General features: G+C 68.3%; 13 protein-coding genes. 8 read left to right on the top strand and 5 right to left on the bottom strand.

The window, feature by feature from the left end; all coding sequences use genetic code 11:
* The gene (locus ROP_RS28600; RefSeq protein ID WP_015889506.1) at positions 1–1203 is read right to left on the bottom strand and encodes a helix-turn-helix domain-containing protein; all 1203 of its coding nucleotides are present in this window, start codon (positions 1201–1203) and stop codon (positions 1–3) included.
* 294 nt (positions 1204–1497) lie between these two features.
* Between ROP_RS28600 and ROP_RS28595 the strand changes: the two genes are divergently transcribed.
* On the top strand, positions 1498–2124 hold the full coding sequence (locus ROP_RS28595) for a 50S ribosomal protein L25/general stress protein Ctc (RefSeq protein ID WP_015889505.1): 627 nt from the start codon (positions 1498–1500) through the stop codon (positions 2122–2124).
* A gap of 108 nt (positions 2125–2232) precedes the next feature.
* Entirely contained in the window at positions 2233–2805 is a 573-nt protein-coding gene (gene pth, locus ROP_RS28590; RefSeq protein ID WP_015889504.1) for an aminoacyl-tRNA hydrolase, read from the top strand.
* Positions 2806–2863: 58 nt separating this feature from the next.
* Here pth and ROP_RS28585 read toward each other — a convergent pair whose 3' ends face one another.
* Positions 2864–4498 carry a fatty acyl-AMP ligase gene (locus ROP_RS28585; protein WP_015889503.1) on the bottom strand — a complete coding sequence of 545 codons (1635 nt, stop codon included), beginning with the start codon at positions 4496–4498 and terminating at the stop codon, positions 2864–2866.
* Between the two features lie 222 nt (positions 4499–4720).
* Here ROP_RS28585 and ROP_RS28580 point away from each other — a divergent pair, with 222 nt between their 5' ends.
* Entirely contained in the window at positions 4721–6424 is a 1704-nt protein-coding gene (locus tag ROP_RS28580; protein WP_015889502.1) for a peptide chain release factor 3, read from the top strand.
* A gap of 21 nt (positions 6425–6445) precedes the next feature.
* Here ROP_RS28580 and ROP_RS28575 read toward each other — a convergent pair whose 3' ends face one another.
* Entirely contained in the window at positions 6446–7351 is a 906-nt protein-coding gene (locus tag ROP_RS28575) for a 5-dehydro-4-deoxyglucarate dehydratase (protein ID WP_015889501.1), read from the bottom strand.
* A 52-nt stretch (positions 7352–7403) separates the two neighbouring features.
* The gene (locus ROP_RS28570; RefSeq protein ID WP_015889500.1) at positions 7404–8483 is read right to left on the bottom strand and encodes an ABC transporter ATP-binding protein; all 1080 of its coding nucleotides are present in this window, start codon (positions 8481–8483) and stop codon (positions 7404–7406) included.
* 176 nt (positions 8484–8659) lie between these two features.
* Here ROP_RS28570 and ROP_RS28565 point away from each other — a divergent pair, with 176 nt between their 5' ends.
* Positions 8660–9484 (top strand): NAD-dependent epimerase/dehydratase family protein, encoded by an 825-nt coding sequence (locus tag ROP_RS28565; RefSeq protein ID WP_015889499.1) that lies wholly within the window; start codon positions 8660–8662, stop codon positions 9482–9484.
* Between the two features lie 40 nt (positions 9485–9524).
* Here ROP_RS28565 and ROP_RS28560 read toward each other — a convergent pair whose 3' ends face one another.
* The gene (locus tag ROP_RS28560; protein ID WP_015889498.1) at positions 9525–10706 is read right to left on the bottom strand and encodes a hypothetical protein; all 1182 of its coding nucleotides are present in this window, start codon (positions 10704–10706) and stop codon (positions 9525–9527) included.
* 57 nt (positions 10707–10763) lie between these two features.
* Here ROP_RS28560 and ROP_RS28555 point away from each other — a divergent pair, with 57 nt between their 5' ends.
* The 4 genes from ROP_RS28555 (at position 10764) to ROP_RS28540 (ending at position 15314) form a co-directional block, all read left to right on the top strand.
* Positions 10764–11876 carry a hypothetical protein gene (locus ROP_RS28555; protein WP_015889497.1) on the top strand — a complete coding sequence of 371 codons (1113 nt, stop codon included), beginning with the start codon at positions 10764–10766 and terminating at the stop codon, positions 11874–11876.
* A 239-nt stretch (positions 11877–12115) separates the two neighbouring features.
* Positions 12116–13078, top strand: a complete 963-nt coding sequence (locus ROP_RS28550) for a carbohydrate ABC transporter permease (RefSeq protein WP_015889496.1) — start codon at positions 12116–12118, stop codon at positions 13076–13078.
* Between the two features lie 5 nt (positions 13079–13083).
* Positions 13084–13965 carry a carbohydrate ABC transporter permease gene (locus ROP_RS28545; RefSeq protein WP_015889495.1) on the top strand — a complete coding sequence of 294 codons (882 nt, stop codon included), beginning with the start codon at positions 13084–13086 and terminating at the stop codon, positions 13963–13965.
* 2 nt (positions 13966–13967) lie between these two features.
* Positions 13968–15314, top strand: coding sequence for an ABC transporter substrate-binding protein (locus ROP_RS28540; protein WP_015889494.1), 1347 nt, complete (start codon positions 13968–13970; stop codon positions 15312–15314).
* The last annotated feature ends 24 nt before the right edge of the window (positions 15315–15338 follow it).

Below are 15338 nucleotides of genomic sequence, written 5' to 3'. Positions count from 1 at the left end.
CTAACCCACGCGCCGGACGGTCACACCGGCCGCGAACCGGTACGGCTGGGTACTCAGGACCGCGCCGAGACTCTTGCGCAGACGCGAGACCTCGGCGCGGACCGCCACCACGTGGTCGCGGTCGCCGAACAACGCTTCGCTGAGCATGGCGGCATCGACACCCGCCGGTCCCGCCGCCGACAGCACCCGCAGGATCTGTGCGTGCCGCGGCGAGAGCGCCCGCGTCCAGTTGACGTCACCCCGCACCGTCACCTGCGGCGCATCGCCGAGGTCGAGTTCCAGTTCGATGGCCGCCCCCTCGACGCGTCGGCGCACCAGCCAGCCGTCGCCGAGCGGTTCGGGCACACACAACCCGAGCCCCGGGACGAGCAGCGGCTTGTCGAGGCTCGGCACCGCGACCCGCTCCGGCGCCGCGATGCCGCTGGCCTCCGCGACCCACCCGTGCTTGTCGACGACCAGCGCCGGACCTCCCGCCGACGCGAGCAGCGGTGCCGCCCGGCCGCGCAGCCTGTCCAGTTGCGCCGTGTGCTCGCGCCACAACGTCGCCTCGGCCAGGCGCACCGCGGTGCGGACGAGCGCGACGGTGGTGGGGTGGACGGACATCGCCGACCCGCTGATGTCGACCACGCCGAGGATCTCGCCGGTGCGCGGATCGTGCACCGGCGACCCGGTGCAGGACCAACCGTGGTGCGTGGGCGCGTAGTGCTCGGCCGAGAACAGCTGCACCGCAGCATCTTCGATCAGCGCCGTGCCGATCGCATTGGTGCCGACGGCCTGTTCGGCCCAGCGTGCACCCTCCGTGAACCCGAGCGCGTCGGCCGCTTTCCGGACCCCGCGGGATCCCTCCCGCCACAACAGGACACCGTCGGCGTCGGCGACGACGACGATGAAATTCGCGTCTTCCGCGACCTGCGTCAGCGTGCTGCGCAACTCCGGGAGCACGGTGCGCAGTGCCGTGCGGGTGCGCCGCGCCTCGATCTCGGAGAAGTCGGCCGGCTCCACGTCGGCGCAGTGGTCCGGGCTCACACCGCCCGCCTGCAGACGGGACCACGACCGCGCCACCACGTCCCGCGGCAGCGCCGGCGGGACGTGTCCGGACAGCACGGCGTCGTGCACCCGGCTGAGGAGCCGCGCATGACGCGGCAGGTCCACTCCGGTGGCCACTGCGGTCAGCCGGTCGGCGGTCGGACGTTCAGCGCTCACACGGGCGAGGCTACCTCGGCGTTGTGAGCCACACCACTGTCCGCCGCCGCGGCGGCGCTCCGATGCCCGAGCGGCCGTCCGAGGACACCCGATTAGCAGGTCAGCGGGCCATCCGGTAGAGTTCCATAAGTTGTCTCGGCGAGGGTGAACCAGAAGTTCCGATTGGCTGGCTCACCGTGATCGACGCGGCTACGGCTCTGCTCGAGCGTTTCGCTCCTGGCCGTCGCGCGTTCGTCCCTCGCCGACTCGAACCGCCCGCCAGTTACCACCGTGAGTTGTAGGAGCCGTTTCACCATGTCTGACGAAAATCGCCTCGTAGCCGCCGTGCGCACCGAGTTCGGCAAGGGCGCCGCCCGCCGCGCGCGCCGCGACGGCCAGGTCCCCGCGGTCCTGTACGGCCACGGTGAGGACCCCCGCCACCTGAACGTGCCCTCCCGCGAATTCGCCGCCATCCTGCGCGCGCACGGCACCAACGCCGTCCTGACCCTCGACATCGACGGCAAGGAGCAGGTCGCGCTCACCAAGTCGGTCGTGGTTCACCCGATCCGCAACTACATCGAGCACGCCGACCTCCTCGTCATCAAGAAGGGCGAGAAGGTCACCGTCGACGTTCCCGTCGTCGTCACCGGTGAAGCCGCTTCCGGCACCCTGGTCGCGCAGGATGCCGCCACCGTCTCCCTCGAGGCCGACGCGCTGCACATCCCCGAGCAGATCGAGGTTTCCGTCGAGGGCCTCGAGGTCGGCACCCAGATCCTGGCCAACCAGCTCGAGCTGCCCAAGGGCGCGACCCTGCAGGCCGACGAAGAGCTGCTCATCGTCAACGTCGTCGCAGCCCCGACCGCTGCCGACCTCGAAGAGGAGACCGGCGAAGCCGAGGGCGAGACCGCCGCGGCTCCGGCCGAAGAGGGCGCCGAGAGCTGATCCTCTCGCAACCGCACTGATGTCGGCGGCGCGTCGTCCCGGATTGTCCCGGGGTGACGCGCCGCTGTCGTCTGACACGACCCCCTCACGCACGGAAGGACCCTGTCGGTGAGTGAAGACACCGCCCTGGTGGTGGGTCTGGGCAACCCCGGACCGCAGTACGAGAAGACCCGGCACAACGTCGGCTTCATGGTGGCCGGCGTGCTGTCCGCGCGCATGGGTGGCAAGTTCAGCGCGCACAAGAAGAGCGGCGCCGAGATCGTCCAGGGCCGGCTCGAAGGTCGTCCGACGATCCTCGCCAAGCCGCGGTCGTTCATGAATCTGTCCGGGTCCGCCGTCGCCGGGCTGGCCCGGTTCTTCTCCGTCGACCCGGGCAACATCGTCGTCATCCACGACGAACTCGACCTCGACTTCGGGACCATCCGCCTCAAGCAGGGCGGCGGCGAGGGCGGGCACAACGGTCTGCGGTCCATCTCGCAGTCGCTCGGCACGAAGGACTATCTGCGCACCCGCGTCGGGATCGGCCGTCCCCCCGGACGGATGGATCCGGCGTCGTACGTGCTCAAGCCGTTCTCGTCGGTGGAACGCAAGGAACTCGACCTCGTCTGCGAGGAATCCGCCGACGCCGTCGAACTGGTCCTGCGCCTGGGCCTCGAGGCCGCGCAGAACCGCCTGCACTAGGCGCTTCGCGCCCGTGCGCCTTTCTGGTTGTCCCAGCTACCAAAAAGGCGCACGGGCGCTACGCGCCTACGATGTTCGCCGACGTGGCGCGGCGGAGTTTGCCCGACGACGTCTTGGGGATGCTGCCGGGGCCGAGGACGGCGACGGTGCGGGGTCGCACACCGACCTCGGAGAACACGGCGTGCACGACCTCGTGCTCGATGCGCTTGACCGTTTCGGGGTCCTGGTAGTCGTTGGTCTCGACCGCGACGGCGAAGCTTTCCCGTTTCTGCCCGGCGTCGAGGCGGACGGCCACGGCATTGCCGGGACGCACTCCGGCGACGGTGCCCGCGGCCCGCTCGATGTCGGTCGGGTAGATGTTGCGGCCGCCCATGATGATGACGTCCTTGACGCGACCGCACACGACGACGAGGCCCTCCTCGGTGAAGTAGCCGACGTCGCCGGTGTTGAGCCAGCCGTTCGCGTCCTGCGCGGGCTTGTGCCCGTCGAGGGTGATGTATCCGGGTGTGACGGCCTTGCCTCGGACCTCGATGATGCCGACGCCGCGGGTCGGGAGCAGCTCCCCGTCGGTGTCGACGACGCGTCCCTCCAGGTTCGGCACCATCTTCCCGAGCGTCGCGAGGGCCCGCGCGTTCGGCTTGTTCGACGGGACGGCACGCTGCATCGCCTCGAGCAGGTCCGGGTCGACGCGGTCGAGGACCTGACCCTGGTCCGGATCCGGGATGGAGACGGCGAGGGTGGTCTCCGCCATCCCGTAGACGGGGGCGAGCGCGGACGGGTTCAGCCCGAACCGGGCGCCTGCCTCGGCGAGCGCGTTCATCGTGTCGGGGTCCACAGGCTCGGCGCCGTTCCACATGTACCGGACGGTGCTGAGGTCGACGGCGCCGTCCTCCGCCTGCTTGAGACGGCGGGCCAGCAGGGAGTACGCGAAGTTGGGGGCGGCCGTCACGGTGCCCTGGTACTTGCCCATCAGTTCCGCCCACAGCAGCGGCGTGCGGAGGAAGTCCATGGGGGTGATGCTCACGACCTCCGCGCCGACCTGCATCGGCACGCTGAGGAATCCGACCATCCCCATGTCGTGGAACAGCGGCAGCCAGCTGATCATCACGTCGTCCTCGATGGAGAACTTGATGCGGTCGATCATGGCGTACGCGTTGGTGTAGAAGTTCTCGTGCGTGATCTGCACGGCCTTGGGCGAACCGGTGGAACCGGACGTGAGCTGCTGCAGCGCGATGTCGCTCTCGAACGTCTCGACCGGGTCGATGGCCGTGCCCTCGTTCAGCTCGGTCACCGTCAGCACGGTGATGCCACGTTCCTCGAGCAGCGGCTTGGCGGCGTCGAACGGCGCACCGAGGATGACGGCCTTCGCATCGATCATCGTGATGACGGTTTCGGTGTCCTTGGCCCACACCGCCAGATCGGTGCGCGGCGTCGGCTGGTGCAGCATCGTGACGGATGCGCCGCGCATCCAGGTGGCCTGGCAGGAGGGTGCGATGTCGACGGGCTGACCGGCGAGGATGCCGATGGCGTCGCCGTGAGCGATTCCCGCGTCGGCCAGCGCCCCCGCCATGTGCCGCGCGGCCTTGTGGATCTCGCCCCACGGCTGTCGCAGAGGCGCGTCGGGCTCACCCGTGTTGAGACCGCGGGTGCTGCTCGCCGCGGTCGCGTACATCTCGTCGGTGAACTTGCTCACTGTATTCCTCCTGCACATACGGGTGTCCGAAAGAAGAAACGGTGAACTCCGGAGCGCCCCGACGACTCACTGGTTAATACGTGACCGGCCGCCGATCGTTACTCGTCCCTGGATGCGCGCCCGCGGATGTGACTGCTGCGTGTTCGCCTCCGGCACCCGAGTAACCTGGTATGCGGCCACACGGCCTTCCCGCACGCATCCCGTCCCCCGAGAGGTTCTTCGTTGACTACCCCGTCCGACTCGGCCGACACCATTCCAGCCGAGGCGGCGCCTGCCGCCGCGACCGCCGCACCGGAGGGGAAATCCGAGAAGGGTGTCCGGGCCGAGGCGTCGCGTCGCCGCACTTTCGCCGTGATCTCACACCCCGACGCCGGTAAGTCGACGCTGACGGAGGCGCTCGCGCTGCACGCGAAGGTCATCTCCGAGGCGGGTGCCGTGCACGGCAAGGCGGGCCGCAAGTCGACGGTGTCGGACTGGATGGAGATGGAGAAGGCCCGCGGCATCTCCGTCAGCTCCACCGCGCTGCAGTTCAACTACCGCTCCACCGAGGCGTCGGCGGACGAGCCCGTCGACAACGTGATCAACCTGGTGGACACGCCCGGCCACTCCGACTTCTCGGAGGACACGTACCGCGTCCTGACCGCGGTCGACGCCGCCGTCATGCTGATCGACGCCGCGAAGGGTCTCGAACCGCAGACGCTGAAGCTGTTCCAGGTGTGCCGTCACCGCGGAATCCCGGTGATCACCGTCATCAACAAGTGGGACCGGCCCGGCCAGACGCCACTGGAACTTCTCGACGAGATCCAGGAACGCATCGGGCTGACCCCCACTCCCCTGTACTGGCCCGTCGGGATCGCCGGTGATTTCCGGGGACTGCTGCGGCGCGGCGAGGACGGTGCCCCGCGGGAGTACATCCGCTTCACGCGCACCGCCGGTGGCGCGAAGATCGCCCCCGAAGAGGTCATGGACGCCGACGCCGCCCTCGCGAAGGAGGGCTCCGAGTGGGAGACCGCCGCGGAGGAGAGCGAACTGCTGTCGGCCACCGGTCAGGACCACGACCAGGAACTGTTCCTCGGCGGTCAGACGTCGCCGGTCATCTTCGCTTCGGCGATGCTCAACTTCGGCGTCCGCCAGATCCTCGACACGCTCGTCGAGCTGGCACCGCCGCCGCGCGCCCGGGAGGACGTCGACGGCACCCCCCGCGATGTCGCCGACCCGTTCAGCGCGGTCGTCTTCAAGGTCCAGGCAGGCATGGACACCGCGCACCGCGACCGGCTGGCGTTCATGCGCATCGTGTCGGGTGTCTTCGAGCGCGGCATGGTGGTCACCCACGCCCAGACCGGTAAACCGTTCACGACGAAGTACGCGCAGACCGTCTTCGGCCGAGAGCGTTCGACCGTCGAATCGGCGTACCCCGGCGACGTGGTGGGACTCGTCAACGCCACCGCGCTCGCCCCCGGCCACACCCTGTTCTTCGAGAAGAAGGTGGAGTTCCCGCCGATCCCGTCGTTCGCGCCGGAGCACTTCTCCATCCTGCGGGCCGAGAGCGCAGGCAAGTACAAGCAGTTCCGGCGGGCAGTCGATCAGCTCGACTCCGAGGGTGTCGTGCAGATCCTCCGCAACGACCTGCGCGGCGACGCCTCGCCCGTCATGGCCGCCGTCGGCCCCATGCAGTTCGAGGTGGTCGCGGCGCGGATGAAGGCCGAGTTCAACGTCGAGGCCCGCATGGAACCGCTGGGGTACGCGCTGGCGCGGCGCACCGACGCCGAGTCGGCCGACGAGCTGAACCGTCAGCGCGGTGTCGAGGTGTTCACCCGCTCGGACGGGGTCATGCTGGCCCTCGTCAGCGACAAGTGGCGGTTGCAGTACATCCAGAAGGAGCTGCCCGACCTCACGCTCGAGCCACTCGTCGCCGCCGCCGACTAGCGGACCGGGTGATCGAGGGCGCTACTGCGCCAGCACCTTCCGTCCCGCCGCCACGATCTGCTCCAACGCGTACCGGTGCTCGGCGCTGGCGTCGACCAGCGGCGCCCGCACCGAACCGGCGTCGAGGCCGGTGAACGTCACGCCCGCCTTCACGAGCGCGACCGCGTATCCGGGGGTGGTGTCGCGGAGCCGCACCAGGGGATGGAAGAACTCGCGGTTGAGCGAGTCGACCAGTTCGGTGTCGCCGTCCTCGAGCGCGCGGTAGTAGGCGAGCGACACGTCCGGGGCGAAGGCGAACGTCGCCGACGAGTACAGGGTGACGCCGATGCTCCGGTAGGCCTGCTGCGAGACCTCGGCCGTCGGGAGGCCGTTGAAGAACTGAAACTCTTTGTCGCCGAGAGAATCACGCAGCGTACGCACGATTCGCGACGTCAGGTCGAGGTCGCCGACACCGTCCTTGAACCCGATGACCTTCGGCAGTCGCGCGACCGCGAGAGCGCTCTGCTCGGTGAATTGGCCGTTCGCGCGGTGGTACACGATGACCGGGAGATCACTCGACTCCGACACCTGCCTCACGTACTCCACGAGGCCGTCGGCGGGGGCTCCGACGAGGTAGGGCGGCAGCAGCAGGATGCCGTCCGCTCCCGCGTCCGCCGCGGCGGCCACGAACTGTTTCGCGACGGGCAGCGCGCCTCCGGCGCCGGCGAAGACCGGGACCCGCCCGTCGGTGGCCGTGACCGCCGTTTCCACGACGGTCCGGAACTCGGCCGTGGACAGTGCGTGGAATTCGCCGGTGCCGCACGCGGCGAACACTCCACCCGGCCCGGCCGCGACACCGGATTCGATGTGCCGTGCCAGCGCGGGCAGATCGACGTCGCCGTTGCGGTCGAACGGGGTGACAGGGAAGAACAGAACTCCGTCGAGCATGGTGTGCTCCTTGATCGATGTGGTGGGGTGCTTGGGGAGAATCGGGGCGCCGCTAGTCGACGAGCCGTTCACCGGTGACGGTGGAGAACAGGTGTGTGCGCTCGGCCGCGTACGACAGCGTGATCACCTCTCCACGCTTCGGTGGGATGCGACCGTCGGCGCGGACGACGACGGTCTGCTTGCGCCCGTGAATGTCCGCCTGGCCGTAGACGTATGCGTCGGCGCCGAGTTCCTCGACGACGTCGATGGTGACATCGAGCCCGCTGCCCGTGGTGATCGCGAGATCCTCGGGACGCACACCGAGCGTGACCGAGTGTTCCCCGATCCCGGCTATCGACGCACGTGGAACGGGGACCACGGAGCCGCCGAAGCTGACGCCGCCGTCGACGAGGGGAAGTTCGAGCAGGTTCATCGCGGGCGAGCCGATGAACCCGGCGACGAACACGTTGTCCGGGTGCTCGTACATGCGGCGGGGAGTGTCGCACTGCTGAAGCACTCCGTCTTTGAGTACGGCGACGCGGTCCCCCATCGTCATGGCCTCGACCTGATCGTGCGTCACGTAGACGGTGGTGGTGGCGAGCCGGCGCTGCAGCGCCGAGATCTGCGCGCGGGTCTGCACCCGCAGCTTGGCGTCGAGGTTGGACAGCGGCTCGTCCATCAGGAACACCTGCGGTTTGCGAACGATGGCGCGCCCCATTGCCACCCGCTGCCGCTGACCGCCGGAGAGGGCCTTGGGCTTGCGGTCGAGGAACTTGGTGAGGTCGAGGATCCTGGCGGCGTCCTGGACGCGCCGCTTGATCTCCGCCTTGTCCTCGCCGGCGATCCGGAGGCCGAAGCCCATGTTCTCCCCCACCGTCATGTGCGGGTAGAGGGCGTAGTTCTGGAAGACCATGGCGATGTCCCGGTCCTTCGGCTGGAACTCGGTGACGTCGTTGCCGCCGATGGCGATCGTGCCCTTGTCCACGTCCTCGAGTCCCGCGAGCATGCGCAGGGACGTCGACTTCCCGCAGCCGGACGGTCCGACGAGGACGAGGAACTCGCCGTCGTCGATGTGGAGGTCGAGGTGGTCGACCGCGGCCTTGTCGCCGCCGGGGAACAACTTGGTGACGCCGTGGAATGCGACTGTTGCCATGATGGTGGGAGGTCCCTTCACCGGCAGGAACGTGCCGGACGATCCGAATGGGGAGTGTGAAGCCGCACCGACTTGTTCACGTATGTGAATCTTTGCCACACTGGTGACTTCAGTTCGAAGTATGTACTACCGTGATGTGCATTACAAGACTTACCCCCAGAGAGGTACGAGAAGACATGACCGACACCGCCTCGCGTCTACTGATCACCGGCGCCGCAGGAAACATGGGCAAGATGCTGCGGCCCTTGCTCCGCAAGCCCGGCCGCACCCTCCGCCTGTTCGACATCGCCGACATCACGGACATCGATCCCGAACACGAGGAGTACGTACAGGGTTCGGTCACCGACCGCGCCGCCGTGGCTGCCGCGGTCGACGGCGTCGACGCCGTGCTCCACCTGGGCGGACTCAGCACCGAGGACTCGTGGGAAAACATTCTCTCCGTCAACGTCGACGGCACCCAGGCAGTGTTCGAGGCCGCCGTCGCACACGGCGTGACACGGGTGATCGCGGCGTCGAGCAACCACGCCGTGGGCTTCTGGACACACGCGGAGGCCGGCGGCAACCCACTGCCCGGCGATGTTCCGCCGCGCCCGGACGGGTTCTACGGCTGGAGCAAGGCAGCGGTGGAGGCGCTCGGCCGGCTGTACCACGACCGCTTCGGCATCGACGTCGTCAACCTGCGCATCGGCTCGAGCTTCGACCGGCCGCCCAATTACCGCGGACTCGCGTCCTGGATGTCGCCCGCCGACACCGCCCGGCTGATCGAGGCCGCCCTGTCCGACTCCGCCAAGGGATTTCACACCGTGTGGGGCATCTCGCGGAACACCCGCAGCTGGTGGTCGGCCGCAGAGGGCGCCGCCATCGGATACGAACCCCGCGACGACGCGGAGATGTTCGCCGACGAGTTCCTCGCCGACCACGAGTGGACGTTCGACGACCCGATCCTCCAGCGCGTCGGCGGCGCGTTCTGCGACCACCCGCTCGGGCAGCGGATGCGGTGACGGCTCGGGGTGGGCGCCGTGCGCGCCCACCCCGACCGCGTCAGACCGAGAAGTCGCCGACGATGCGGCCCAGCGCGTCGAGCTGTACCGAGTTGACCAACCCGAGGTGATACAGGTGCAGCTCGTTGGCTCCGGCCGCGACCGTGGCCGCGACGTGACCGCTCACGTCGTCGAGGTTCTTCGGTGGCAACACCGACACGTAGGCCCCGACGTCGACGCCGTCACCGACCATCGCCCTGGTTGCCTTCGTGACGGCGACGGTCTCCGCAGTTCCCGGCCAGGCCGAGACGAGCACGGCATCGACGTCTTCCGCAGCGGCGGACGTCAGCGCCGGCGAAGGCCCGGTCTTCCAGGGGTTCGGGTGGCCGTGCAGCGTGACGCGGGCCGACGGAATCTCGGCCCGCACGGCGCCGAGCACCGCAACCCGGAGCGCATCGGCCTCCGCATGGCGCACGGACAACACCGCCTCGGCCTCCGCCTCGTCGAGGACGTCGGTGATCGCGGCATCCGGAGCGAGCGTGCCCATGGTCAGCGCATCCACGCCGGCACGCAGTTTGGCAGCCAGTTTGTCCGGATCGACGCCCCGATCCGCCCACAGTGCCCGTTCCCGTTCGGTGCAGCTGATCGACATCAACGTGTCGCCGATTCCCGGATAGGCGCCGTCGGTCTTCTCGTGCGGGCCGACGTGCGCGATACCCAGTTGCCCGCAGGCTTCGATCGACACACCGTGCAGGTCGAGGCCGCGCACCGCCTCCGCCGCGAGGGTGCGGGCGTACCGGACGATGTCCGGGTGCCCGGGCGCGAGGGCGTAGGGGTAGCGGTCCCCGAAGCAGTTGACGACGGTGGCGCCGGGATGTGCATGCCCGAGAACAGTGCTGTGGGACAGCACGATCCACGCGTTCACCCCGATGCCCGCGTCGATCAGGATTCGAGCCGCATCGGCGAACGCGTCCTCGGATCCGGCCCAGGTCGCCGCCCTGGCCGTGACGGCATGGCCGTCCCACGCAGCGGGTCGGATGGGCCGGTACAGCGCGGCGTGGTGGGCGTCGACCACCTTGTGGGCCGGATGCAGCGGCGTTGCGGCGCGGGTCGAGTGGTAGCTGGCGGCGAGCGAGATCTCGGCGACCCCGAGGGCGCGCGCGCGGTCGACGAAGTGCGGATCACCGAGCACGTCCCACGGATAGGCGTGCGCGACGATGCGGTCGACGGTTCTTTCGGACATGTGAAAACCCCTCGGCAGTTCGACAACAGAATTCGGTAGACAAGACGGAGTTCACACATGGGAACACACCCTTCGCCCCACTGTCCACGATCGACCGCCGCCGAGCGGCGTCGCGACGCCGTTCGCGACGTCCTCGGCGTGACCGGCGAACAGGCGGCGATCACACCCGACGTGCGGTACGGCAGGTCGTGGACCCGAGACGGCGTCGCCGGTCGCGAACTCACCTGGGCAGCCGGCGACGGCGGTCCCGACACCGCGGCCTGGCTCCTGCGCCCCGACCGGCCCGCCGGGACCGCGACACGTCCCGCAGTCCTGCTGATGCACGCCCACGACGGCGTGAAGTTCTACGGCAAGAAGAAGGTGGCCGACGGCCCCGACGGAATCCCGCCGGGCGTCGCCGAACTCCGGGCACGGGGGTACGACGGCCTGGCCGTCGCAACCGGGTTGGTGCAGGCGGGTTTCGTCGTACTCGTGCACGACGTCTTTCCCTGGGGAAGCCGGCGCGTGCCCTGGCCGGAACTGCCGGACCGCGCCAGGTCGGCGGGTTTCACCGCATGCCCGCCCGGGTCCGACACCCCCGAGGTTCGCCGGCGCCGATACGAGGCGGCGGCCCGCGAGCACGAGAACGGCCTCGCGAAGGCGGCGACCCTGACCGGCACGTCGCTCGCCGCCAAGGTCGTCGCCGAGGATCTTCGGGCGCTGAACGTTCTGCTCGCGACCGAGGGGGTCGATCCGAACCGGGTGGCCGCGGCGGGATTCTCGGGCGGCGGGGCTCGCGTCGCCCACCTCCTTGCGTGTTCGACCCGCCCGCGAGCAGGGGTGATCACCGCGATGATGAGCACGTTCGCGGACGTCGCGGACGGGAAGGCGGACGATACGACGTGGCTGATGATCACGCCGGGCCTGCCTGCGGTGTGCGACTGGCCGGACGTCGCCGCATGCGCTGCGCCGCGGCCGCTACTGGTCCAGTTCGCGCGGGACGATTCCCACTTCGGCCTGCGGGGGATGCAGGACTCCGAGAGCCTGCTGCGGCGCGCGTACGACGGGTCCGGGGAGCTGACCACGCAGTGGTTCGCGGGCGGGCACCGATTTTCGGCCGACATGCAGGCCGAGGCCGCCGACTGGATCCGGCGCAACGTCCAGCCGATCACGCTTGACAGGACCTTGTGACTGCCGTCATAGTGAGTTCGACAATTCACATAGAGAACGTGAGTTCACATACATGAACGGACGAACACACCGCCACCGGGCCCCGCACACATCGGGCACTCCGAGTAGGCCGGAGACCGTCGTCGTTCCCGTCACCTTCCCCGCTGACGCGCCACCGTCGGCGATCTCGCGTCAACAGCAGTAGCCACAATCCCCCCGACCCGCCGGCACGACCGGCACCGAACCTCGGAGCGTGCACCATGGTCACCACCACCACCTCCCCCAGGCCAGGAGGGCGGTCCGCGGCGGCGGAGCCGGCCTCTCCCGGCCGCATTCGCCGCAGACCGGCCTGGCGCCGGGCCGCCGCCCCGTACATCCTGATCGCGCCGGTGGTCATCCTGCTGGCAGTCTTCATCTTCTACCCGGTCGGCAGCGTCTTCTACTACAGCTTGCAGTACTACAACCCGACGACGCCGTGGGACAACGGTTTCGCGGGCCTCGACAACTTCCGGCTGATGTTCGCCGACTCCCTCTTCTGGACCAGCCTGGTCACCACCGCGAAATGGGTGGGATTTCAGGTCGTGTTCCAGCTGATCCTCGGCCTCGGGCTTGCCCTGCTGGTCAACGAGGTGTTCCGGGGTCGCGGCCTGGCACGCGCCCTGGTGTTCTCCCCCTGGGCGGTTTCCGGAGTCCTCACCACCGGCATCTGGCTGCTGATCTACAACCCGTCCACGGGCCTGTTCAAACTCCTCGGCAACATGGGCATCGGAGACGGCACCGCCGCACCCATCGCCGATCCGGACACCGCGTTCTGGGCGACAGGCGTCGCGGAACTGTGGCGCGGCGTTCCGTTCTTCGCCATTCTCATCCTGGCCGAGCTGCAGAGCGCCCCCAAGGACCTGTACGAGGCTGCCAACGTGGACGGCGCCAACCGCTGGCAGCGGTTCCGCTTCGTCACGCTCCCGCATCTGAAGGCCGTCATCATCTTGTCGACGCTGCTGCGCGGTGTGTGGGAGTTCAACAACGTCGATCTGCTCTACACCCTCACGGCGGGCGGCCCGGCCGACGTCACCACGACGCTCCCGCTGTACGTCTCGCAGCTCGCGACCACCGCCCAGGACTTCGGATACGGCTCGGCACTCACCACGGTCGCATTCGTGATCCTGCTGTTCTGCTCGATCCTCTACTTGCGCCTGAGCAAGTTCAACAGTGAGAAGGTTTGACCGCCGTGACCACCATCACCGATCGTCCCACCACCGCGCTGCCCGAGCCGGACACCACCGGGAAGCTGCGGGTGCGCCCGAAGAAGCCGCGCCTGTTCAGCGTCGGACTGCCGCTCGCCCTGTACCTGTTGTTCACCCTCGTGCCGTTCTACTGGATGATCGTGTTCGCGTTCCGGCCCGCCGGATCGAACTCGATGCTCCCCTGGCCCCTCACGTTCGAGCACTTCGACACCGTGTGGAACACCCTCGGTTTCAGCTTCTTCTTCAAGAACAGCCTCATTGTCGCCGCGTTGTCGCTCGTCCTGACGACCTTCGTCGCGCTGGCCACCGGATACGCGTTGGCCCGCTTCAAGTTCCGCGCCAAGGTCCCGTTGGTGATGGCCCTGCTCTGCAGCCAGTTCGTGCCCGGCGCCATGCTGCTCATCCCGCTGTTCCAGGTGTTCCGCGAGATGAATCTCGTCAACAACCTGACGGGACTCATCGTCGCCGACACCGTGTTCCAGCTTCCGCTCGCCGCCATGCTCATGGCAGGTTTCATCGCGCAGATCCCGGTGGAACTCGAAGAAGCGGCGATGGTCGACGGCTGCTCGCGCCTGCGCGCGTTCCGCATCATCATGCTGCCGCTGCTGCGGCCCGGCCTGATCGCCGTCGGATCGTTCGCCTTCATCGGCAGCTGGAACAACTTCCTGTTCGGCCTGATGTTCATCAGCAGCCAGGAGAAGTTCACGCTGCCGGTCGGCCTCAGCTACACCATCGGCTCCTACAACGTCGACTTCGGGGTTCTCGCCGCGGGCGGTCTCATCGCCGCGGTTCCGGTGGTCGCCGTCTTCGCCGTCATCCAGAAGTACCTCGTCCAGGGCCTGAGCGCCGGCGCCGTCAAGGGCTGATCATGACTTTCGAAAAGAGGATCCACATGAACCGGCGCACGCTCCTGCGCTCCACCCTGGTCGGGGCGGCGGCCACGCTCGTGCTCGCCTCCTGCAGTTCCGAGACCTCGCTGCCCGACGGCGCCCTCGGCGATCCGAACAACGCCCAGCTCACGTTCTGGGACAATAACGCCGGACCGGACCGCACTCCGCTGTACGAGGAGCTCATCCGCCGGTTCGAGGCCGCGAATCCCGGCATCGACATCCAATACGTGGGCCTTCCGTCGGACAGCGCCCAGCAGAAGTACCAGACCGCACTCGCCGGCGGCTCGGCACCGGATCTCGGCATCGTCTCCACCGCCTACCTCGCCCCGCTCGTCGCCCAGGACGCGGTCATCTCACTCGACGACTTCATGGCGGCGTCACCGCAGCGCGACGAGTACGACGCCGGGATTCTCGAGTCGGCACGTGAATCCGGTGGCGGCGAGCATCTGTTCGGTCTCCCCTACACCAGCAACAACGCCACCCTCTGGTACCGCGCCGACTGGTTCGCCGAGGCGGGGATCGAACCGCCGGACACCTACGACGAATTCTTCGAGGCCGCGAAGGATCTGACCGACAAGGACGACGGCCGTTACGGATTCACCATTCGCGGCGGCGCCGGATCGATCTACCCGCTGCTGCAGTACATGTTCGCCAGCACCGGAATCGAGAGCTTCTTCGAGAACGGCGAGTCGACGCTGAACCGTCCCGAGATGGTCGACGCCATCGAGCGCTTCGCCGCGCTCTACGACGTCGCCACCCCGACCGCCGACGTCAACAATGGCTTCCCGCAGATGGTCGCGAGCTTCGGCGGCGGATCGGTGGCGATGATGCAGCACAACCTCGGCTCGCTGAGCAACCACGAGAAGGCACTCGGCGACAAGGCCGGCGCCGTGGCCCTGCCGCGTAACGAAGACGGAAAACGCACCGTCATGACCGACCCGTTCCCGTCCTACACCGTGTTCAAGAGCAGCAAGCACCAGGCCGCGGCGTGGAAGTTCCTCGAGTTCATGACGTCCCAGGAATCGCAGGCGTACTGGAACGAGCGGGTCGGGCAGATCCCGGTCAACAAGGCCGCCCGCTCCGCCCCGGAATTCGCGAGCATGCCGTCGGTGCAGGCCGCGCTCGCGGCGCTGGACGACCCGAAAACCGTGCTGGTCACGCCGCCGGACTACCTGCCCGACTTCGGCAAGATCGTTCAGGTGCAGATGCTCGGCCAATGGCAGAAGGTGCTCATCGGGCAGCTCAGCGCGCAGGACTTCGCCGACGACTTCGCCGAGAAGCTCGATCGCTCCATGGCCAAGTACGTTGCCCGCCAGGGCAAATAAGACATTTCGAAGAGGAAGCGAATC

Source organism: Rhodococcus opacus B4 (assembly GCF_000010805.1).
GTDB lineage: Bacteria > Actinomycetota > Actinomycetes > Mycobacteriales > Mycobacteriaceae > Rhodococcus_F > Rhodococcus_F opacus_C.
This window is presented reverse-complemented; position numbering and strand designations above follow the sequence as displayed.